This is a genomic window from Brevundimonas aurifodinae (assembly GCF_040195595.1).
Taxonomy (GTDB): domain Bacteria; phylum Pseudomonadota; class Alphaproteobacteria; order Caulobacterales; family Caulobacteraceae; genus Brevundimonas; species Brevundimonas aurifodinae.
This window is the reverse complement of record NZ_JBEGDD010000009.1, coordinates 1-22,057: the sequence shown is the minus strand read 5'-3', so window position 1 is coordinate 22,057 and position 22,057 is coordinate 1. Positions and strand designations below refer to the sequence as shown.

Here is a 22,057-nt window from a genome sequence, read left to right as displayed (position 1 = left end):
GGCCGCGCACCGCATGAAAGGGCTCCGGCGCGGTCGCGTCGGAGCCCTTTTGGCTCTAAGGATCGCAGATGGAATCCGCCGAGTTCGATCTGATCCTTGTCGGCGGCGGGCTGGCGTCCAGCCTGATCGCATGGCGCCTCGCGATCGACAGGCCCGAGCTGAAGGTCGCCGTGGTCGAGCGCGACGGCCGACTGGGGGGAAAGCACACATGGTCTTTCTTCGACGGCGACATATCCACCGAGGACCGGGCCTGGCTGGCCCCGGCGACGCCGCATCGCTGGGAAGACGGCTATGAGGTCTATTTCCCGGGTCTCAGCCGCACCCTGGAGACGCCCTACAACAGCATGACGTCCGAGCGCCTGCACGAGGCGGTCGCGCCCCTGCTCGGAGATCGGCTCATCCGCGGCGAGGCGGTCGATGTGGCGCCCGATGCGGTGACGCTGGCCGATCAGACGGTCCTGCGCGGGAAAGGCGTGATCGACGCGCGGGGGCCCGCTCCCACCCCGCACCTGGACCTCGGATGGCAGATCTTTCTCGGGCGGACGGTTCGACTGACCCAGCCCCATGGTCTGACCCGACCGACCATCATGGACGCGACTGTGGCCCAGGGGGACGCCTATCGCTTCGTCTATCTGCTGCCGTTCGACGCCCGGACCGTGCTGGTCGAGGACACCTATTATGTCGATGGGCCCCGGCTGGATCGGGACGTCATCCGGGGACGCGTCGACGATTACATCCGCTCGCGCGGCTGGGCGGTCGAGGCGGTGGTCGAAGAGGAAGAGGGCGTGCTGCCCATCGCCCTTGATGGCGACATCGACGCCTTCTGGGCCGAAGGGGCCCCGGTCGCCCGGGCCGGGTTGTCGGCGGCCCTGTTTCACCCGACCACAGGCTACTCGCTGCTGGACGCCGTCGCCACGGCGCGGCTGGTGGCCGGGGCGACCGACCTGTCGTCGGCGGGGCTGCGCGCGCTGATGGAGGGGCATTCCAAGACGATCTGGGCGGGTCGGGCCTTCTATCGCCTGCTGGACCGTATGCTGTTCCGCGCGGCGAAGCCGTCGAAACGCTGGAGCGTCATGCGCCGCTTCTATGGCCTGTCGGAGCCTTTGGTGCGGCGCTTCTACGCAGGACGGAGCACCACGCTGGACAAGGCGCGCATCCTGACTGGAAAACCCCCCGTGCCCATCCATCGCGCGCTTCGACAGCTGCGCGAGACGGGTCTAGGAAAGAGCGCATGAGAGACCTTGCGGCGAAACGGGCGGTGGTCATCGGGGCCGGATTCGGCGGCATCGCACTGGCCATCCGGTTGCAGCGGGCGGGCGTGCAGACGACCCTGGTCGAGAAGCGCGACAAGCCGGGCGGCCGCGCTTACGTCTGGAAGGAGCGCGGCTTTACCTTCGACGCCGGTCCGACGGTCATCACCGACCCCGACTGTCTGGAGCAGCTGTTCGAGGGCACGGGCTCGGTCTTGAAGGACTACGTCGATCTGCTGGCGGTCGATCCCTTCTACCGGCTGTGCTGGGAAGATGGGCGGGCGTTCGACTATAACAACGACCAGGAGGCGATGGAGCGCCAGATCGCGGCCTTCAATCCGGCCGACGTCGCGGGCTACGACCGTTTCCACAAGTATTCCGAGGAGCTGTATCAGGAGGGCTATCTGCGGCTGGGCACCGTCCCGTTCCAGTCGTTCTGGTCGATGATGGCGGCGGCGCCCCAGCTGATGCGGCTGGAAAGCTGGAACAGCGTCCACGCCATGGTCGCACGCCACATCCAGGACCCGCAGCTGCGCCAGGCCTTCAGCTTCCACACCCTGCTGGTGGGCGGCGACCCCTTCAAGACCAGCTCGGTCTACGCCCTGATCCACGCCCTGGAGCGGCGCGGCGGGGTGTGGTTCGCGCGCGGCGGGACCGGGGCCTTGATCGACGGTCTGTGCCGGTTCTTCACCGACCTGGGCGGTGACCTACGGCTGAACGCCTCGGTCGAGCGGATCGAGACGGAGGGCGACCGGGCCACTGGCGTGGTGCTGGAAGGCGGCGAGGTCATCCCGGCTGACATGGTCGCCTCCAACGCAGACGTGGTCCACACCTACGACAAGCTTCTGGGCCGCACGCCGCGCGGGAAGTCCAAGGCCAGGTCGCTGAAGTCCAAGCGGTTCTCGATGTCGCTGTTCGTCCTGCATTTCGGCGTCTCGACGCCGCAGCCGCAGCTGGCGCACCACACAATCTGCTTCGGCGCACGGTATCGCGAGCTGATCTCGGAGATCTTCTCCGGGCCCGAACTGCCCGAGGATTTCTCGCTGTATCTGCACGCGCCCTGCGCCACCGATCCCTCGATGGCCCCGCCCGGACAGTCCAGCCACTATGTCCTGTCGCCCGTGCCGCACCTGGGGGCCGCCGACATCGACTGGTCGGTCAAGGGACCGGAGTACCGCGAGAAGATCATCGACTATCTGGAGGAGCGGTACATGCCGAACCTGCGGCGCGATCTGGTCACGACGCGGATCTGGACGCCGCAGGATTTCAAGGACGACCTGAACTCGCACCTGGGGTCCGCTTTCTCTCTGGAGCCGATCCTGACCCAGAGCGCCTGGTTCCGGCCGCACAACAGGGACGACGTGATCCCCAACCTCTACATCGTCGGGGCCGGCACCCATCCGGGGGCGGGCATTCCCGGAGTGGTCGGCTCGGCCAAGGCGACGGCCGGCCTGATGCTGGAACAGGCGGCGGACCTCCGGTGACCGACACCGTTCTCGCCGCGTCAAAGGCGTCGATCGTCAAGGGGTCCAAGAGCTTCCGCTCGGCCTCTCGGCTGTTCGACCCCAGGGTGCGCGAGGACGCCTGGCTGCTCTACGCCTGGTGCCGGGCCTGCGACGACGAGATCGACGGCCAAGACCACGGCTTCGGCCACGAGGTCCTGACCGCCGAGGAACAGAAGCGGCGGCTCGACCGGCTGTATGACCTCACACGCCGGGCCATGACCGGCGAGACCATGTCCGATCCCGTCTTCGCCGCCTTCCAGCGGGTGGCGATCCGCCATCGCTTGCCGGAGCGCTGGGCGATGGACCTGATCGACGGCTTCGCCATGGACGTGGAGCACCGGGACTATCGCACCGTGGATGACGTCATGGCCTACTGCTGGCACGTCGCTGGCGTCGTCGGGGTGATGATGGCGCGGGTGATGGGCGTGACCGATGCTGAGGTGCTGCGCCGCGCTCAGGACCTGGGATTGGCGTTCCAACTGACCAATATCTCGCGGGACGTGATCGAGGACGCCGAACGCGGCCGGGTCTATCTGCCGGCGGACTGGCTGGTCGAGGCGGGGCTGGAGCCGACGGCCGAGGCCGTGGCGGATCCCGCGAACCGCGCCAAGGTTCACGCCGTGACGCAGAGGCTGCTGGCCGTGGCCGAGCCCTATTACGACAGCGCCCGCGACGGCCTGCGTGGTCTTCCTTTCCGCTCCGCCTTGGCCATCGCGGCGGCGCGTGGGGTCTATCGGGAAATCGGCCGCAAGGTCCGGCGTAGCGGCCCCGAAGCCTGGCGTTCGCGGGTATCGGTCGGGCGCCTGATGAAGCTTTGGCTGTTCAGCCGAGGCGCTCTGATCGCCGTCTGGACCCAGGCCTTGGATCGCGGCAAGCCCCTGCCGGTCAGGCCTGCGCTGTGGACCCGCGTCTGAGGGCTTCGCGACGGACGGCGGGCAGCCGCCACCACGGCGTCGCCGGCGACAGGTGATGCTCGTGGTGCATGCCGAAGTGGAAACAGGTCAGCAGGGACGCGATCCACGGCATGGACCAGGTCCGAGCATGGTGATGGTCGTCGAAGCCCTCGCCGGCGATATGCCGATGCGGCAGCCATGTGCCGAAGACGAACAGTTGTAGCGCGCTGAGCACGGCCGGCAGGGCCCAGAACAGGATCAGATTGGCGACCGACGCGCCCATCACCAGATAGGCGATCAGCACCGCCGTCACGATGGCGAACTCGCGCCAGCCGAAATAGCGTGTGAAGAAGCCGTAGAACCACGGCAGGAAGGCCTCGGGCCGGTCGGCGTGAAAGTCCGGGTCGTCGGCCGTGCCGGGCGCGCGGTGATGCTGGTGGTGGCAGACGTTCAGCTCGCGGAACGAGAAGGCGGCGTACGCCCCGACGCAGACTTGGCCGACCACTGCGTTAAGCCTGGGCCGTCCGGGGGCCAGCGACCCATGCATGGCGTCGTGGGCGACGATGAACATGCCGGCCCCGAGCCAGCTTTGCGTCAGGATCAGCACTGGAACAACCGCGAGCGCCGGACCGTGCAGGGCTTGAAAGAAGACGCCCCACACATGCAGGGTCGCCCACCCGGTCACGATCAGGGCGGCGAGGGTGAGGCCGATGGTGGTCTGGCGGGCGCGCGTCACTCGGCGGGCAGATCGGCGGCGGCCCGCTCGGCGCGACGGGCTTTCAGAATGGCGCTGAGCCGCTGAGGATTGGGCGCGAAGACGAAGCCGAAGGATACCGCGCCGTCCCGCGTCTGCACCGCGTGATGCAGCTTGTGAGCCTGGACCAGCCGGCGAGCGTAGCCGTTCCGGGGCATCCAGTGGAACGGCCACCGCTGATGCACCAGGCCGTCGTGGACGAAGGCATAGACGACGCCGTACAGGGTCACGCCTAGCGCGATCGCGCGGATCCACCACAGACCCGTCAGCCAGGCGACGACGAACAGGCCCGTACCGACGACGGCACCGACCACGCCGTACAGATCGTTGACCTCGAACGTCTTGTCGTGCGGCTCGTGATGGTCGCGGTGCCAGCCCCAGCCCAGGGGGCCGTGCATGATGTAGCGGTGCGTCGTCCAGGCGACCCCTTCCATCAGGAAGAAGACCGCCAGGGTCAGCAGGGTGAACCACACGAGCGTCATAGTCGGACTTTACGCCGCGTCGCGGGCAGTTCCAACCGCGACCGGGCGTCGCTAAGCAGGACGGCATGAGCGACGACGTCATCCGAGACCGCAAGGACCAGCACCTGGACGTTGTCCTCTCCGGCGGCGGGCGACACGCCAGGGACGCCGGATTCGACGCGATCCAGTTCGTGCACGAGGCCCTGCCCGATCTGGACCACGCCAAGATCGATCTGGGCGTGGACTTTCTGGGGCGACGGCTGAAGGCCCCGTTCCTGATCAGTTCCATGACCGGTGGGCCCAGTCGAGCGGAGGCCATCAACGCCCATCTGGCCGAAGCCGCGCAGGCCCTGGGGATCGCCCTGGCCGTGGGGTCGCAGCGCGGGGCGCTGGAGGGCGGAGCGGGCAGCGGCCTGAACGCCTCGCTCCGGGACCGGGCCCCCGATACGCCGATCCTGGCCAACATAGGAGCCGCTCAGCTTACGCGCGGCTTCGGTGTCGATCAGGCGCGCCGCATCATGGAGATGATCGGGGCCGACGCCCTGATCGTGCATCTGAACCCGCTTCAGGAAGCCTGTCAGCCTGAGGGCGACCGCGACTGGTGGGGCGTCGGCGCGGCGCTGGAGGCGCTGGTCCGCAAGCTGGACGCGCCGGTCGTGGTCAAGGAAACGGGCGCGGGGATATCGGCGGCCACGGCACGGCGGCTGGAAGCGATGGGCGTGGCGGCCATCGATGTCGCGGGGGCGGGTGGGGCCAACTGGGGCCTGATCGAAGGCGAACGCGCGACGGAACCGACGGACAAGGCGCACGCCCTGGCCTTCGCCGACTGGGGCATTCCGACCGCCCGTTGCATCGCCGAGGTGCGCGCCGTCTGCCCCAGCATGGTCCTTGTCGGATCCGGGGGTGTCCGGGACGGGGTCGATGCAGCCAAGGCGATCCGTGCGGGCGCCGATGTCGTGGGACAGGCGGCGGGTGTGCTGAAAGCCGCTACGCTGTCCAGTGAAGCTGTGGTCGCGCATTTCGACCTGGCCATTCGGCAACTGCGGACTGCTTGCCTCTGTACGGGTTCAGCCAACCTTGCAGCCCTGAAGCAGGCACAACTTCAGGATTGAAGCGATCAATCATAGGTTGACAGATTACGCCGAACGCTCGACCTAGGATTGATTATCCCCGGTTGTGCAAGGTCGATCATGGATGCCGACACGTTCATCGATCGTTGGTCGGGTCCACCGATCAGCGAGCGTGCCCACTATCAGACGTTCGTCAGCCAGCTCTGTGAGCTAATAGAAGTCGGCGGGCCGGACCGCGACCGAGCTGGAGATCTGAATTACTGCTTCGAGCGACCCGTTCGATTTCGCCACGATGATGGTGGGTCCCACGTCGGCTACATCGATTGCTACCGACGCGGGTGTTTCGTGCTGGAAGCCAAGCAGTCGGCCAAGGGCCCCATCGGTATCGCGAGCGGGGACCGCGTTGACCGGCTGATGCGATCGGCGAAACGCCAGGCCGCAGACTATGCCAAGGCGCTGGACGAATGGCCGCCCTTTCTTGTGGTCGTCGATGTCGGTCGATCGATCGAACTGTGGTCCGACTTCGATCGCCAAGGAAAGGTCTACAGCCCCTTTCCGGACCGGGCGCGGCAGCGCATCACCCTGGACCGCATGGCCGATCCAGAGGTCCGGGACATGCTGGCGGCCGTCTGGCTGGACCCCATGAGCCTGGACCCGGCCGCGCGGGTGGCGGCGGTGACGACGGACATCGCCGAGCGTCTCGGCTGGCTGGTGCGTTCGATCGCCGAGCGGATGCCGGGCACCGCAGACGGTCCGATCAGCGACCTGGATCGTGGCGCGCACGCCAATCGGACCGCCCTGTTCATGATGCAGTGCATTTTCGCCATGTTCGCCGACAGTGTTGGGCTTATCGAAGATCGAGGCTTCCTGGAGTTCCTGAAATCCTATCGAGGCCAGGCGAGGAACTTCCATACCGCGGCCAGCGACTACTTCCGGCACATGGACAGCGGCGGACATTGTCCGGCGGCGCGCCAGGACCTCAGGCGGTTCAATGGTGGCCTGTTCCGCGAGGTCGCGCCCCTCCCGATCACCGAGGCCGAGCTGGAGGCCCTGATCGCCGCCGCGCAAGCGGACTGGGCGTCGGTCGAGCCAGCCATCTTCGGGGCGCTGCTGGAACAGGCCCTCGACCCCTCTGAGCGCGGTCGGTCGGGTGCGCATTACACGCCGCGCGCCTTCGTCGAGCGTCTGGTCGGTCCAGTCCTGCAGCCCCTGAGAAAGGACTGGGAGGCCATAGAGGGCCTGGCCATCGGACTGCATCAGGACGGACGCTCGGCCGAGGCACAGAAGCTGGTCCGTGGCTTTCACGCGGACCTTTGCGCCCTCAAGATCCTGGATCCCGCGTGCGGAACAGGGAACTTCCTCTATGTGTCGATGCATCTGCTCAAGACCCTTGAGAGCGAGGTCCTCAGCGCGCTTCATGAACTCGGCGACCCGCAGGGGATGCTCGAGTTGCCGCGCCATTCGGTGGCCCCAGAGCAGTTCCTGGGCCTGGAACAGAATCGCTACGCCGCCTGGATCGCCCAGATGGTTTTGTGGATCGGCCATTTGCAGTGGCATTTCCGGACCTTCGGCGATGCCAAGCCCAGCGAGCCGATCCTGAGGGACGCCGGATCGATCCAGCTGGGCGATGCGATCCTGTCTTGCGACGCGGTCGATCTGGCTCGGGATGATCAGGGCAGGGTCGTGACGCGTCAGCGACGGGCGACCCGCAACGGCTCCGTCCAACCCGAAGACGAGAACGTCGAGGTCGAGAGATATATCAATCCGCGTCAGACGCCCTGGCCAGAAGCGGACTTCATCGTCGGGAACCCTCCCTTCATGGGGGCCAAGGACATGAGGCGGCACCTCGGTGACGGCTATGTCGACGCCCTGTGGGCGGTGCGTCAGGGGCGTCATCGTTCAGCGGACCTGGTGACCGTCTGGTGGGATCGCGCGGCCGAGCTGTTGACCCGTCCGGGATCGCGGCTGCGCCGCTTCGGCTTCATCACGACCAGTTCGATAACCCAGACGTTTTCGCGCCGCGTGATCGAGGATCGACTGAACGCGCCTCGACCGATCCGGCTGGTCTATGCCGTGCCCGATCATCCCTGGATCAAGGGGGTCGACAAGGCCGCCGTCAGGATCGCCATGACGGTCGCCGAGGCCGGAGAACCAGACGGCCAGGGCTGCATGGCGGAGGTCGTTCAGGAGTCGGACCTGCACAGCGATCTGCCGCAGATCGTCTTTCGAGAGCGCGTCGGCGACATCGGCTGCAATCTGTCGATCATCGGCGGGCCAGCGGCGGTTCCGCTCCGCGCGAACGCCGGGCTCAGCGCGCGCGGCGTCCAGTTGATGGGCGCGGGATTCGCCGTGACCCCCGCGCGGGCCGACGCTCTTTGCGTCCACTCCGGGCCTGTTGCGCCGAGCCCGGCGCGACCCTATCGGAACGGGCGCGATCTGGCGGACCGGTCGCGGGATCTGATGGCGATCGACTTCCACGACCTCGACGAGCGCGAGGCGCGTCGCCTGCATCCCGGCTTTTACGACCACCTGCTGACGACGGTGAAGGCGGCCCGCGACCGGAACGGGCGCAAGGCCTACCGGGACCGGTGGTGGCAGTTCGGCGAGCCTCGCCGCGAGCTCCGCGCCGCGCTGGCGGGCCTGGATCGCTACATCGTCACGATCGAGACGGCCAAACATCGCTGGTTCCAGTTCCTGGACGTCGAGATACTGCCGGACAACAAGCTGGTGGTGATCGCGACCGATGACGCGGCGGTGCTGGGCGTTCTGTCGTCCCGGGCCCATCTCGCCTGGTTCCGCAGTCATTGCGGACGGATCGGTGCCTATGACGGCGATGCGGTCTATGTGAAGAGCGCGTGTTTCGACGCGTTTCCCTTTCCTGATTTGTCCGTCGCCGCACGCGCGGAAGTCGCTGCGCTCGCGGAAGAGCTGCAGGAGGTGCGCGAGCGGGCACTGCTGCGCGATCCGACCCTGACGATGACGACGCTCTACAACGCCATCACTCGGGCCGGCCCGGTAGCGGACGACGGCCGCGGCCAGACCGCGTGCGTCGAGTTGCTTCGCTATCTCCACGCCCGGCTGAACGACTGCGTGGAAAAGGCCTACGGCTGGAGCGACAGCCCGGAGCCGGAGGTCCTGGTCGATCGGCTGCGCGCGCTGAACGCGTCCAGAGCGGCAGAGGAAGCGTTGGGGGATGTCCGCCATCTGCGTCCCGCCTTTCAGAAACGGATCGGGCCGGCAATTCCGGTCCAGCAGAGCGACGCGCTGTTCAGCGGGCCTGCGGGTCTGCCCGATCTGCCGTCCAAGGGTGCTCCCCTTGCCGCCGCTATCCTGGCCTCTTTGAGAGGCGCGGGCCGTCCGATGACCTCCCGCGCCTTGTTGGGTCGCTTCTCCCGCCGTGCCGGACGGCGAGCGGAGGCGCGCGTGGCCGAGACGCTGTCGATCCTGGCTGTCGCCGGCTCGGTTCAGCAGACCGAGGGTGGTTGGTTCGCGCCGCGCTAAAGGCTTTTCGATCGACGACCACCAAGGCCGTGCTATGGGCGCGGCGGAGGTCGAATGGCACGGGCTGACACCGACGTCGTCATCATCGGAGGCGGGCACAACGGGCTGGTGTGCGCCTTCTACCTGGCGCGCGCGGGCCTGAAGGTCGTCGTTCTGGAGCGCCGCGACATCGTCGGTGGGGCGGCGGTCACCGAGACCTTCCATCCCGGCTTTCGCAACTCGACCGCCAGCTACACCGTCAGCCTGCTGAACCCGCGCGTCATCGCCGACATGAATCTGGCGCGGCACGGTCTCCGGGTCGTCGAGCGACGCGTGTCCAACTTCCTGCCCCTGCCCGATGGGCGGTTCCTTGAGGCCGGGGAGGGGAGGACAGGCGCATCGGTCGCGCGCTTCTCGGTCCGCGACGCTGATCGGCTGCCCGAGTACGAGCGCCGCTTGGAGGCGGTGGCGGACGTATTGCGCGATCTGGTCCTGAAGGCCCCGCCCAATCTGCCCGAAGGCGGCCTTGCCGAGGCCTTGCCCGAACTGCTGCGCTCCGCTTCGGTCGCGCGGCGACTGGGGGGACTGGATCTGACGAGCCGCCGTGATGTGCTGGATCTGTTCACCAAATCCGCCGGTGACTGGCTGGACGGCTGGTTCGAGAGCGATCCGATCAAGGCCCTGTTCGGCTTCGACAGCGTCGTGGGACACTACGCCAGCCCCTACACGCCGGGTTCGGCCTATGTGCTGTTGCATCACGTCTTCGGCGAGGTGAACGGCAAACGGGGGGCGTGGGGGCATGCCCTTGGTGGCATGGGGGTGATCACCCAGGCGATGGCCTCGGCGTGTCGCGAGCGCGGCGTCGACATCCGCACGGGCGTCGAGGTTTCGGAGGTCGTGACGGAGCGGGGCAGGGCGGTGGGCGTCGTCACCGCGACCGGCGACGCGCTGCGGGCCCGCGCCGTGGTCGCCAATGTCCACCCCCGGCTGCTGTTCGATCGGATGGTCGATCCGGCGGTCGTGCCGCCGGACTTCACCGAGCGGATGGCGCGCTATGCGTCGGGTTCGGGCACCTTCCGGATGAACGTGGCCCTGTCGGAGTTGCCCCGGTTCACGGCGCTGCCCGAGCCGGGAGGTCATCTGACGGCCGGGATCATCCTGGCCCCCAGCCTGGCCTACATGGACCGGGCCCACGCCGAGGCCCGCCTGAGCGGATGGTCGTCACGGCCCATTATCGAGATGCTGATCCCGTCCACGCTGGACAACAGCCTCGCGCCGGCGGGTGCCCACGTCGCCAGCCTGTTCTGCCAGCACGTCGCGCCTGTGCTGTCGGACGGGCGAACGTGGGACGATCATGGCGGGACCGTCGCGGATCTGATGATCGACACCATCGAAGGGTGGGCCCCGGGGTTCAAGGCTTCGGTCGTCGGTTGCATGGCCCTGACGCCACTGGATCTGGAGCGGCGCTTCGGCCTGATCGGAGGCGACATCTTCCACGGGCGATTGACGCTCGATCAGCTCTTTAGCGCCCGGCCGGTCCTCGGGCACGCCGACTACCGGATGCCGGTGCCGGGGCTGTTTCTGTGCGGCTCGGGAGCCCATCCGGGCGGAGGCGTCACGGGGGCACCGGGACACAACGCGGCGCACGCCGTTCTGAAGCGGATCAGACGTCGCTGAGATTCAGCGCGCGGGCGACGGCCTGGCGGATGGCGGCCTCTGTGAACGGTTTCTGGACCGTCGGATGACCCCGCCAGGCATCGCCGAGCCCGCTCTCGCCGTAGCCGGTCGAGAACACAAAGGGGATGTCTCTGGCCCGCAGTGCCACCGCGACGGGGAAGACCTCGCGGCCGGCGACGTTCACGTCCAGCAGCGCCACATCGAGAGCCTCGTCACTCGTGACAATGCGCAGGGCTTCGTCGATCGTGCCGACCGGGCCGATCGGCTGGCAACCCATGTCTTCGAGGATGGTCTCGAGCAGCATGGCGACCAGCGACTCGTCCTCGACGATAAGGACGCGACGTCCCTCCAGCCCTGTCGTCATCGATATCCTCCGAGGCGAGCCCTGACGCCGCGATCTCCGCGAGAGCCGTAATCCAGATTTCTGGCCACCGCCAGATGCTCGGAGCCGCCATTGCCCTCGCCGATCATGAGGTTAGGATCGGCCATGTCGATCACAAGCTTGGCCATCGCCCTGACCATCGCCTTTTCCACCGGGTCCGGACAACCTGTCGTGGCCCTGGAGCAGGGGCGGCTCACGGGCCGTTCCGCGGACGGCGTGATCTCGTTCCAGGCCATACCCTATGCCGCCCCGCCCACAGGCGCTCTCCGGTGGCGACCGCCTGAGCCGGCCCGCGCGTGGGACGGCCTTAGGGACGCCACAGCCCCCGGCGCGATCTGTGTCCAGCCGCCCGCGAACGGGGACCCGGGCGTCGGCCCTCCGCCGATGAGCGAGGACTGCCTGACCCTGAACGTCTGGGCTCCGGATGACGCCGAGGCCTTGCCCGTCATGGTCTGGATCCATGGGGGTGGCTACAACAACGGCTCGGGAACGGCAGAGCTTTATGACGGCACGCGACTGGCCGGGCGCGGCGTCGTCGTCGTCACGCTGAACTATCGCCTCGGTCGGCTGGGCTTCTTCGACCATCCCGCCCTGGCCGCGGAGCGCGATCCCGAGGAGCCGGCGGGGAATTATGGCCTTATGGATCAGGTCGCGGCGCTGGAGTGGGTTCGAGACAACATCGCGGCCTTCGGAGGCGATCCGCGACGTGTGACGATCTTCGGAGAATCCGCCGGCGGTGTCGCCGTCACCCAGTTGATGATCGCTCCGGCCGCCCGGGGCCTGTTTCACGGGGCCATCGTCCAGTCGGGGCTGGGACGGCAGCGGTCGGCCCGGCTGGCCGAGGACCGTCCCGGGCGACCGTCGGCTCAGAGCCTCGGGACCACCTTCGCACGCGGCGCGGGCCTCGCCGAGGCCACGGCCGGCGAGTTGCGAGCCCTGCCGGCCGAGCGGTTCCTGTCGCCCATGCCGGCCTTCTACACCGACAATCTCGTGGTGGACGGACAGGTGCTAACCGAGGATGTGGTGGAGGCGTTCGCCGCCCGCAGGCAGGCCCCGGTGCCGCTGATCATCGGCACCAACAGCGCCGAGTTCTGGTGGATCAGGCCCGCCGACGCAGGAGCCTACGGCCGGACCGACGACGCCATGACGGACGCCGAGTATGACTCCCTGATCGGGGCCTACGGCGGTACCGCGAACTACGACGCCTCCGTGGTCAGCGACCTGATCTTCAGCGAGCCGGCGCGGCATCTGGCGAGGCTGCATGCGGCGGACGGCCACCCGACCTTCCTTTATCGGTTCGACGTCGTCGCCGCGTCGAACCCGGAGCCCAGCGGAGGCGCGACCCACGCGTCGGAACGTCCCTATGTGTTCGACACTCTGCATACCGTGGGACGACCGATGGGAGATCGCGACCAGCGTGCCGCGACTCTGATGGCGGACTACTGGACGACCTTCGCCAGGACCGGCGATCCGAATGGAACGGGGCAACCGGAGTGGCCAGCGTTTCAGAATGATCGCCTGCTGCAGTTCGGAAATGACGGGCCGGAGCCGGTGGCTGTTCCGGACGCAGGCGTGCTGGATATCATCGAAGAATTCTATCGACGCGTTCGGCCCTGACGGCACGCGTTGCGGATGTGGCGAGATCAAGGCCCTTGCGCGGCACATGAAGGCTGTGTCATGTAACCGATTACAGAACGTGTCGACGGACCCTCGATAAAGGGGGCTGGAACGATGGGACTGCTTCAGGAAGACGCCCTTGACCCTTCTTTCGTCCATTCGACGCTCTGCGTTCGTCGCGAAGGCTTCCGCGTGAAGCCCGCCACGATTCGCGACGTCGCCGACCTCGCCAAGGTCTCCGTGGCGTCGGTGTCGCGCGTCCTGACCGGGGCGGGCGTGGTGGCGGAGCCGACCCGGATGAAAGTCCTCGAGGCGGTCGAGGCCCTGTCCTATGTGCCTCATTCCGGCGCCCGCAGTCTGTCGACCAATCGGACCGACACCGTCGGCGTGATCCTGCCCGACCTTTTCGGGGAGTTCTTCTCGGAACTGATCCGGGGCATGGACCTCGCCGCGCGGTCGGCCGGTCTGCACCTGATCGTGTCGAGTTCGCATGACGACGCCAGCGACGCCGCGGCGGCGATCCGGTCCATGCGGGGCCGGGTGGACGGGCTTATCGTGCTGTCGCCGCATCTGGATGCGGCGAACCTCGCCGCCAACCTGGCCGGGCGTCTGCCCGTTCTGCTGATGAACGGCGGAATGAACGAGGCGGGTCGCCCCTCCATCGTCGTCGACAACCACGGCGGCGCGCGGGTGGCGGTCGAGCATCTGCTGTCTCTCGGGCACCGCCACATCGCCCATATCGGGGGGCCAAAAGGCAACCTGGAGGCCCGGGAGCGTCAGGAAGGCTACGTCGAGGCGATGCGGGCGGCGGGTGGCCAGCCCTTGATCGTGGACGGCGATTTCACCCAGGCGTCGGGTCATCGCGCCATGCAGGCGTTGCTGGCCGAAGGCGTGCGGCCGGAAGCCGTCTTCGCGGGCAACGACATGATGGCCGTCGGAGCCTTGCTGGCCATGCAGGACGCGGGCGTCCGGGTGCCGGACGACGTCGCCGTGGTCGGCTTCGACGACGTGCCTATCGCCGCCCTGGTCCGACCGGCCCTGAGCACCATGCGGATCGAGATCGCCGAGACCGGGCGCCGGGCCGTGGAACGCCTCGTCACCCTGATCGCCTCGACCTCCGATGGAGGCTCGGAGAGCGACATCCGCGAAGTCATCACACCACGCCTTATCGTGCGTGCGTCCAGCGTCGGCGACGCCGCCGCGCTCTCACTGGCAGCCCCTTCAACCGGAGACCGATCATGATCAGCCCCAGCTTGCGCCATCGCGCCTTGGCCGCGGCGTCCCTCGTCGCCATAGCCACCAGCCTGACGGTGACCACGACCGCGTCGGCCCAGGTGACCGGCGCGACCCTGCGCGGGTCGGTGACTGACGGCAGCGTCGCCGAAGCCGGCGCCGAGATCGTCGCGCGCGACACCGCCAGCGGCTTCACCACGCGCGCCCGCACCAACGCCAGCGGCACCTATGTGCTCTCGGGTCTTCGCCCCGGCTCCTATGAGGTCACCGTCACGACGGGCGAGGGCGAGACCGCCAGCGACACAGTGACGATCGGGGTCGGCCAGGTCGGCGATCTGGATCTGGATGTCGGTGACGTCGTGACCGCCGAGGCCGGCGGCTCGACGGTGGAAGACATCGTGGTCGTCGGCCGACGGCTGGTCGAGGTGCGTACGCCCGAGAACGCCACGAACGTCACCACCCAGCAGATCCAGACCCTGCCTCAGATCAACCGCAACTTCCTGAACTTCGCGGCCCTGGCACCGGGTGTCCGGGTATCGCTCGACGAGCAGGAGCAGACCATAACGGCGGGCGGCCAGCGAGCGGAGTCTGTCAACGCCTTCATCGACGGCGCCAGCCTGAAGTCCAATGTGATCGCCGGCGGCATCATCGGCCAGGACGACAGCCGCGGGAATCCCTTCCCCCAAGCCGGCATCCAGGAGTTCCGCGTCGTCAGCCAGAACTTCAAGGCCGAGTACGAGCAGGCTTCGTCGGCCATCATCACGGCCGTGACCCGATCGGGGACGAATGAATTCACCGGCGAGATCTTCGGCTCCTACCGTGATCAAAGTTTCATCGAGCAGGACGTGTTCTCGCGGCGTCGTGGCGACGAGCAGCCGGACCTGGAGGTGCAACAGTACGGTTTCGCGTTGGGCGGACCCATCATCCGGGACCGCCTGCACTTCTTCGGCACCTATGAACGCAAAGAGGAGAACCGGGCGAACGTCGTCAATCTGGGTCGCCAGGACCCGAGGTTCGTCAGTCAGTTCGGCCAGTTCATCGGCACATTCGCCGCGCCGTTCGAGGAAGACCTGTTCTTCGGCAAGCTGAGCTGGCAACCGGCGGACGGCCACCTGGTGGACTGGAGCGTCACCTATCGCGACGAGATCGACCTGCGCGACTTCGGCGGGGCTGACGCGTTCGAGCGCGCCACCAATCTGGCCCAGAACACCCTGACCAGCAACTTTCGCTGGCAATGGCAAGGTGACGCCTTCACGAACGAGTTCGCGGTCGATTACCGCAGCTACGAGTACCAGCCGGGAGCGGCCAACTTCTCGGACGTCGGGGAGTTCTATCGTCTGTTCGAACAGGACACCAACACCACCCTGCCCGGTTTTCAGCCGAACTACTTCGGAGGAACCGCGATCATCAATCTGGGCGGACGCGACAGTACCCAGGACATCGCGGATGACGCCATCACCGTTCGGAATGACCTGACCTTTACCGAGATCGACTGGAATGGTTTCCACACGATCAAATTGGGCGCCAAGGTTTCGTTCCAGAACTACGACGTGTTCAAACAGTTCGGCCGTAACCCGCAGTTCTACTTCGACGTCGACGGGCGGCCGGAACTCAGCGGCTCGACGACCGTGCCCTATCGCATCGAGCTGGGACGGCCCACTCCGCGCGTCGATATCGATAACACCGTCGTCGGCCTTTACATTCAGGACGATTGGCGCATCACCGATCAGCTGGAAATCAACCTCGGCCTTCGCTGGGACTATGAGAGCAACGCCGGGAACGAGGACTACGTCACGCCGGCGAACGTCGCGACGGGCCTGGCGCAGTGGATCGCCTCGACCGACGGCGGCAAGGCGGCAGGCTATGTTCCCAGCTGGTTCAACCAGGCGGACTATATCTCCACCGGCGACAATCGCGAGCCCTTCGCGGGGGCGTTCCAGCCCCGGCTCGGCTTTTCCTATGATGTGTTCGGCGATCGGGCGACGGTCATCTTTGGTGGCGTCGGCCGATACTATGATCGGATCAACTTCAACTTCGCCTTCGACGAGATCTCCGGGCCGTCCAACATCCGGCAGAACGCCTTCTTCACGACCAACACAGCGCGGGGCCGACCGTTCGGCGTGGCGTCCGGCACGGATCAGGACCCCATCTTGTGGGAAGAGCGGTTCCGCACGACGGCCGGTCTGGACGAGGTCTTCGCCGCGATTCCCGCCCGGGGCGAAGCCTTCCTGCTGAAGAACGACTTCGAGCCGCCGCGCACGGACCAGTTCAACCTGGGCGTTCGCCAGCGGTTCGGGGATTGGCAAACCGAGCTGACATTCGCTTACGGCAAGACCGAAAACGAGTTCACCTGGCAGTATCTGAACCGCTGCCGGGAATCGACCCGGCCGGCCATCGACGGGGACAACGCGGCGTTCGAAGACAACGGTGGCTTCTGCTCGCCGGGAGGCACCAACCCCTATCGGACATATCTGGTCTCCGACCATAACAAGGAGCGCGAGTTCACAGCCCTCTATCTGAAGGCCGACAAGGCCTACACCCGCGACAGCGGCTGGGGCCTGAACATCGCCTACACCTTCTCCAACTCTGAGCAGAACGGCGGAAACGACACCTTCTGCTTCGACTGCTTCAGCGTCGAGACGTCGCCGACCCGTCCTTCGGCGAACGACGAGGAACACCGGATCGTCGCCAACGGCATCGTCGACCTTCCCGCTGGGTTCCAGCTGTCGGGCATTCTGACGCTGGGATCCGGCACTCCCTATACCATCTTCGACGACACCCGCGTGGACGCCCCGGCCTTCCTGATCCGACCCAACGCCGGCCGTCCTCCGACCGACAACTTCATCATTCCGGACGCGTTCGCTTACCGTAATCTCGATCTGCGCCTGACCAAGAATTTCGAGCTGTGGAACGGGTCGGAGCTGTCGCTGTTCGTCGACGCCATCAACATCTTCGACTTCTACAACTACGCCGGCTTCGACGGCGGCACGGGGTCAGCGACCAATCCGAATCCGAACTTCGGACGCCCGTCGCGGGTGCTGTTCCCGACCCGAACCTTCCAGCTGGGCTTCCGCTACAGCTTCTAACCGTCTCTCCTGAGACTGGCCGCTCCTCCTCCGGGAAGGAGCGGCCATCCTTTTTTGTAATGCGGGGGCGTTGGCTTAGAAGGGACGATATGGATCGTCGCGGATTTCTGATGGTTTCGGGCGCGCTGGCCGCCCTCATGGGCAGCGGATGCGCGTCGCTACCGAGTAGAGCACCGGTTCGTCCGCTCGACCCCGAGGTCGCCGAGCTTCAGCGGCGCACCTTCGACTGGTTCGTGCGGGTCACCGACATCGAGCGCGGCCTGACGCCGGATCGCTGGCCGACGGAATCCTTCTGTTCGGTCGCCGCCGTCGGCTTCGCGCTGACCTGCTGGCCCGTCGGCGTCGAGAACGGCTGGATGAGCCGGGAGGAGGCGAAGGCGCGGACGTTGAACACCCTGCGCTTCTTCCACGACGCGCCCCAGGGGCCCGACGCCACCGGCGTCACCGGCCACAAGGGCTTCTTCTACCACTTCCTGGAGATGGACACGGGCCACCGCTTCGGGCGGACCGAGCTTTCCACTGTCGACACGACCCTGCTTCTGGGCGGCATGCTGTTCGCATCGCGCTACTTCGACCGGGATGAGACCGGCGAGACCGAGATCCGTCGCCTGGCCCAGGCGATCTACGACCGGGTCGAATGGGACTGGTCCGTGGTGCGGCCGGACCGCATCAGCATGGGCTGGCATCCGGAGACCGGCTTCATCGAGGCCGACTGGCACGTCTACAATGAAGGCATGCTGGTTCTGCTGTTGGCCATGGGCAGCCGGACCCACCCCGTTTCGCCTGCTGTCTGGACCGAGTGGTGCAGCGTCTACGACCGCAGCTGGACCGACCGATACGGCCCCGCCCACCTGCATTTCGCGCCGCTGTTCGGGCATCAGTATAGCCATATGTACATCGACTATCGCGGCATTCGCGATCCCTGGATGCGCGCCAGGTCCGCCGAGATCGGCCCGTTCGACTATTTCGAGAACAGCGTCCGCGCCGTTCAGGCCCAGAGGAACTACGCCGTCGCCAACCCCGGCGGGTGGGACGGCTATTCCGCCGACGTCTGGGGCCTGACCGCCTGTGATGGGCCGGGCGACTTCAAACAGGTCATCGACGCGCGCGAACGGGAGTTCTTCAGCTATTCGGCGCGCGGGCCTGGCGATCGCGACGACGGCACGATCGCCCCGACCGCCGCCATGGCCAGCTTTCCCTTCGCGCCCGACGCCGTCACCGCGTGCCTGAGGGCCATGAAGGCCCGCTACGGCGAAGCGATCTATACCGAGTTCGGCTTCCTCGACAGCTTCAACCCGACCCTGACGGAGCGGGAAGGGCGGCTTCAGCACGGACGCATCGTGCCGGGCATCGGATGGGTCGACGGCGATTATCTGGGCATCGACCAGGGGCCGATCGTCGTCATGATCGAGAACGCCCGCAGCGACCTGGTCTGGCGCTACATGCGGACCGAGCCCAACCTGCGCCGGGGTCTCGAGGCTGCGGGCTTCACCGGCGGATGGCTGGAGGCATGATCCACCGCCGCGCGGCGATGGGGCTTATGGCCGGGGCCGGCGCGGCCCTCGCGGGCTGTGGACGCGAGGACGGGATCACCCGCCTGACCTTCTGGGCGATGGGCAATGAGGGCACCAACGTCCCCCGCCTCATCCCCGCCTTCGAGGCGGCCAACCCGGGCATTCGGGTCGAGGTTCAGCCCCAGCCCTGGACGGCCGCGCACCAGAAGCTGCTGACCGGATACGCCGGCAACTCGCTGCCTGACGTCAGTCAGATCGGCAACACCTGGGTGGCGGAGATGGAGGCGATCGGGGCGCTGTCACCCTTGCCGGCCGCGGCCGCTGGACTGTTGACCGATCAGTTCCCGGCCGTGCTGGACACCAATCAGATCGATGGCCGGACGGTCGCCACGCCCTGGTATGTCGATACCCGACTGATCTTCTACCGCACCGATCTGCTGGCCAACGCGGGCTACGACGCCATGCCGACGACCTGGGCGGACTGGAAGGCGGCGATGCACGCCGTGAAGCGCGTCGTCGGCCCAGAGCGGTATGCGATCCTGTTACCACTCAATGAGTTCGAGCAACTTCTGACGTTCGGACTGCAAGGCGATCAACCATTGCTTCGCGACGACGGCACGCGGGGAAACTTCTCCAGCTCGTCCTTCGAGGCGGCCCTGGCCTTCTACAAGAGCCTCTTCGACGAGGGCCTCGCTCCCGTCGCCACGGGATCGCAGATATCCAACGTCTGGACCGAGTTCGCGCGCGGCTGGTTCAGCTTCTACTTTTCCGGGCCTTGGACCATAGGGGACATGAAGATCCGGCTGCCGGCCGAGATCCAGCCGCACTGGACGACCGCCGGCGTGCCGGGCCCGACCGGCCCCGGCGCCTCGGCCCCCGGCGGGTCCTCACTCGCCGTCTTCCGCTCCTCGGCGAACCAGGAGGCGGCGTGGAAGCTGGTGCGGTATTTGTCCGACCCGACGGTCCAGGCCGAGTTCAACGCGATTACCGGCAGCCTGCCGGCGCGGCCGTCGGCGTGGGCGACACCCGAGGTCGCGTCCGACCCCTATATCGCGCCTTTCGCCGGCCAGCTCCAGCGGGCGGAAGCCGTGCCCAAGGTGCCGGAGTGGGAGCGCATCGTCACCGAGATGCAGATCGTCGCCGAGCGCATGGTCCGCGGCGAGTTCACTGTGCCTGAGGCGGGACGCGAGATCGACCGCCGCGCCGACCGCCTGCTGGAGAAGCGTCGCTGGATGCTGGAACGGGGGCGGGGATGATCGAGCATCAACTCCCTTCTCCCCTTGCGGGAGAAGGTGGCCGAGCGCAGCGAGGTCGGATGAGGGGTGAAACTCGATCTGTCCGTCGTGCCTCCCGTCCACCCACCCAGTCCGCATCTGCGTACCCCTCATCCGTCAGCCTTCGGCTGCCACCTTCTCCCGCAAGGGGAGAAGGACAATGACGTCGCGCGAACGCGCCGCCTGGGGTTTCATCGCGCCGGCCCTGATCGCACTCGCGGTCTTCTTCGTCGTGCCGGTCGTGTCGTCGCTGCTGCTCAGCCTGACCGACTTCGACATCTATGCGCTGGCGGACCTGTCGAACCTGCGCTGGATCGGGCTGGAGAACTACAGCCGCCTGCTGGGCAATCCCCTGTTCTGGCAGGCGATGAAGAACACGGTCCTGTTCGCCGTCTTCGGCGTGCCCCTGTCGATCGCGGCGTCGCTGGGTGCGGCGCTATTGCTGAACGCGCGCACGGTGAAGTGGCGGCCGATGTGGCGGGTGATCTTCTTCGCGCCCTTCGTGACCACGCTCGTGGCCACGGCCGTTCTGTGGAACTATCTGCTGAACACCCGCTATGGCGTGATAAACTGGGCGCTGACGTCGATCGGGCTGCCCGCCGTGGACTGGCTCGGCGATCCGTCGACCTCTATCCCGGCCATCCTGCTGTTCGTCGTGTGGAAGAGCTTCGGCTACAACATGCTCATCTTCCTCGCGGTTCTCCAGACCGTGCCGGACGAGCTGCATGAGGCCGCCCGCATCGACGGGGCCGGGCCTTTCGCCCGGTTTCGGCACGTCACGCTCCCGGCCATCGCGCCCACCGTGCTGCTGGTCTCCATCATCTCGGTCGCGGCATTCTTCCAGCTGTTCGCAGAGCCCTATGTGATGACGCAGGGGGGGCCGGCCCAGTCGACCGTCACGGTGCTCTACTTCATGTACGAAGAGGGCTTCAAATGGTGGAATCTGGGCTCCGCCAGCGCGGTCGCCTTCGTCCTCTTCGTCTGCATCTTCGTCGTGACCATGCTCCAGTTGGCGGTGTCTCGCCGACTTGGCGGAGAGCACACATGAAGCCGCGCGACATCCTGCTGAACCTCGGCGTCGCCGCGATCGGCCTGATCGTGCTGTTCCCACTGGCCTGGATGGTCTCGGTCAGCCTGATGTCGAGCGGAGAGGCCGCCAACTTCCCGCCGCCTCTGATCCCGTCCGCCCCGACGCTGGAGCACTATCGCGAGCTCTTCGTCGAACGCGGCATGGGCCGCTACGTCTTCAACAGCTTCGCCCTGGCCACCCTGGCCACCGGCCTCGCGCTCCTGTTCACCGTCCCCGCCGGCTACGCCTTCGCCAAGCTGCGCTTCGCCGGCCGCGACCGGCTGTTCCAGCTGCTGGTCGCCGCCCTCGTCGTGCCCGCCCAGATCGGCACCCTGCCGCTGTTCCTGATGCTCAAGTCGGTTGGGCTGGTGAACACCTACGCCGGGGCGCTGGTCCCCTGGCTGGCGTCGATCTTTGGCCTGTTCCTCGTGCGCCAGTACGCCCTGTCAATCCCCGACGAGATGCTGGAGGCCGCCCGCGTCGACGGCGCGAGCGAGGGCCAGATCTTCCGCCGTATTGTCCTGCCGACCCTGACGCCCATTCTGGTGACGCTGGCCCTGTTCGTCTTCCTGGGCAGCTGGAACGACTTCCTGTGGCCACTGATCATCCTGACGGACCAGTCGAACTACACGTTGCCGGTGGCGCTGGCGGCCCTGTCGCGCGAGCACGTTCAGGACATCGAGATGATGATGGCAGGGGCCGTGATCACCGTGGCCCCGGTGCTGGTGCTCTTTCTGGCGCTCCAGAGGTTCTACATCCGCGGCATGCTCGCGGGCAGTGTGAAGGGTTGAG

At 67.0% G+C, this 22,057-nt stretch carries 16 protein-coding genes; 13 read left to right on the top strand and 3 right to left on the bottom strand.

Features of this window, described 5'->3' with window-relative positions; translation table 11 throughout:
* Positions 1-68 precede the first annotated feature (68 nt).
* The 3 genes from crtY to ABN401_RS11290 are packed head-to-tail and all read left to right on the top strand — an operon-like array spanning position 69 to position 3,669.
* The gene (gene crtY, locus ABN401_RS11300) at positions 69-1,235 is read left to right on the top strand and encodes a lycopene beta-cyclase CrtY (protein WP_349684951.1); all 1,167 of its coding nucleotides are present in this window, start codon (positions 69-71) and stop codon (positions 1,233-1,235) included.
* On the top strand, positions 1,232-2,734 hold the full coding sequence (locus ABN401_RS11295; protein ID WP_349684950.1) for a phytoene desaturase: 1,503 nt from the start codon (positions 1,232-1,234) through the stop codon (positions 2,732-2,734). The genes crtY and ABN401_RS11295 overlap by 4 nt, the downstream gene beginning before the upstream one ends.
* Entirely contained in the window at positions 2,731-3,669 is a 939-nt protein-coding gene (locus ABN401_RS11290; protein ID WP_349684949.1) for a phytoene/squalene synthase family protein, read from the top strand. The genes ABN401_RS11295 and ABN401_RS11290 overlap by 4 nt, the downstream gene beginning before the upstream one ends.
* On the opposite strand, the gene ABN401_RS11285 is transcribed toward ABN401_RS11290, so the two are convergent.
* Both ABN401_RS11285 and ABN401_RS11280 read right to left on the bottom strand, forming a co-directional pair.
* Complete coding sequence (locus ABN401_RS11285) at positions 3,641-4,384, bottom strand: fatty acid desaturase (protein ID WP_349684948.1); 744 nt, start codon at positions 4,382-4,384, stop codon at positions 3,641-3,643. The two genes, ABN401_RS11290 and ABN401_RS11285, sit on opposite strands and share 29 nt — an antisense overlap.
* The gene (locus ABN401_RS11280) at positions 4,381-4,884 is read right to left on the bottom strand and encodes a sterol desaturase family protein (RefSeq protein WP_349684947.1); all 504 of its coding nucleotides are present in this window, start codon (positions 4,882-4,884) and stop codon (positions 4,381-4,383) included. Before ABN401_RS11280 ends, ABN401_RS11285 begins: the two co-directional genes overlap by 4 nt.
* 65 nt (positions 4,885-4,949) lie before the next feature.
* On the opposite strand from ABN401_RS11280, the gene fni reads away from it, so the two are divergent.
* The 3 genes from fni to ABN401_RS11265 all read left to right on the top strand — a co-directional run bounded on the left by fni (position 4,950) and on the right by ABN401_RS11265 (position 11,090).
* Complete coding sequence (gene fni / locus ABN401_RS11275) at positions 4,950-5,975, top strand: type 2 isopentenyl-diphosphate Delta-isomerase (RefSeq protein WP_349684946.1); 1,026 nt, start codon at positions 4,950-4,952, stop codon at positions 5,973-5,975.
* Positions 5,976-6,053: 78 nt separating this feature from the next.
* On the top strand, positions 6,054-9,434 hold the full coding sequence (locus ABN401_RS11270; RefSeq protein ID WP_349684945.1) for a class I SAM-dependent DNA methyltransferase: 3,381 nt from the start codon (positions 6,054-6,056) through the stop codon (positions 9,432-9,434).
* Between the two features lie 54 nt (positions 9,435-9,488).
* Entirely contained in the window at positions 9,489-11,090 is a 1,602-nt protein-coding gene (locus ABN401_RS11265; RefSeq protein ID WP_349684944.1) for a phytoene desaturase family protein, read from the top strand.
* Here ABN401_RS11265 and ABN401_RS11260 read toward each other — a convergent pair.
* The gene (locus ABN401_RS11260) at positions 11,077-11,454 is read right to left on the bottom strand and encodes a response regulator (RefSeq protein ID WP_349684943.1); all 378 of its coding nucleotides are present in this window, start codon (positions 11,452-11,454) and stop codon (positions 11,077-11,079) included. The genes ABN401_RS11265 and ABN401_RS11260 overlap by 14 nt on opposite strands.
* A 123-nt stretch (positions 11,455-11,577) precedes the next feature.
* Here ABN401_RS11260 and ABN401_RS11255 point away from each other — a divergent pair, with 123 nt between their 5' ends.
* The 7 genes from ABN401_RS11255 (at position 11,578) to ABN401_RS11225 (ending at position 22,056) form a co-directional block, all read left to right on the top strand.
* Positions 11,578-13,089 (top strand): carboxylesterase/lipase family protein, encoded by a 1,512-nt coding sequence (locus ABN401_RS11255; protein WP_349684942.1) that lies wholly within the window; start codon positions 11,578-11,580, stop codon positions 13,087-13,089.
* A gap of 192 nt (positions 13,090-13,281) precedes the next feature.
* The gene (locus ABN401_RS11250; RefSeq protein WP_349684941.1) at positions 13,282-14,331 is read left to right on the top strand and encodes a LacI family DNA-binding transcriptional regulator; all 1,050 of its coding nucleotides are present in this window, start codon (positions 13,282-13,284) and stop codon (positions 14,329-14,331) included.
* The gene (locus tag ABN401_RS11245) at positions 14,328-17,408 is read left to right on the top strand and encodes a TonB-dependent receptor (RefSeq protein WP_349684940.1); all 3,081 of its coding nucleotides are present in this window, start codon (positions 14,328-14,330) and stop codon (positions 17,406-17,408) included. The genes ABN401_RS11250 and ABN401_RS11245 overlap by 4 nt, the downstream gene beginning before the upstream one ends.
* 89 nt (positions 17,409-17,497) lie before the next feature.
* Complete coding sequence (locus ABN401_RS11240) at positions 17,498-18,922, top strand: glucoamylase family protein (protein WP_349684939.1); 1,425 nt, start codon at positions 17,498-17,500, stop codon at positions 18,920-18,922.
* Positions 18,919-20,178 carry an extracellular solute-binding protein gene (locus tag ABN401_RS11235; RefSeq protein ID WP_349684938.1) on the top strand — a complete coding sequence of 420 codons (1,260 nt, stop codon included), beginning with the start codon at positions 18,919-18,921 and terminating at the stop codon, positions 20,176-20,178. Before ABN401_RS11240 ends, ABN401_RS11235 begins: the two co-directional genes overlap by 4 nt.
* A gap of 178 nt (positions 20,179-20,356) precedes the next feature.
* Positions 20,357-21,244 carry a carbohydrate ABC transporter permease gene (locus ABN401_RS11230; protein WP_349684937.1) on the top strand — a complete coding sequence of 296 codons (888 nt, stop codon included), beginning with the start codon at positions 20,357-20,359 and terminating at the stop codon, positions 21,242-21,244.
* Positions 21,241-22,056 carry a carbohydrate ABC transporter permease gene (locus ABN401_RS11225; protein ID WP_349684936.1) on the top strand — a complete coding sequence of 272 codons (816 nt, stop codon included), beginning with the start codon at positions 21,241-21,243 and terminating at the stop codon, positions 22,054-22,056. Before ABN401_RS11230 ends, ABN401_RS11225 begins: the two co-directional genes overlap by 4 nt.
* Position 22,057 lies beyond the last annotated feature (1 nt).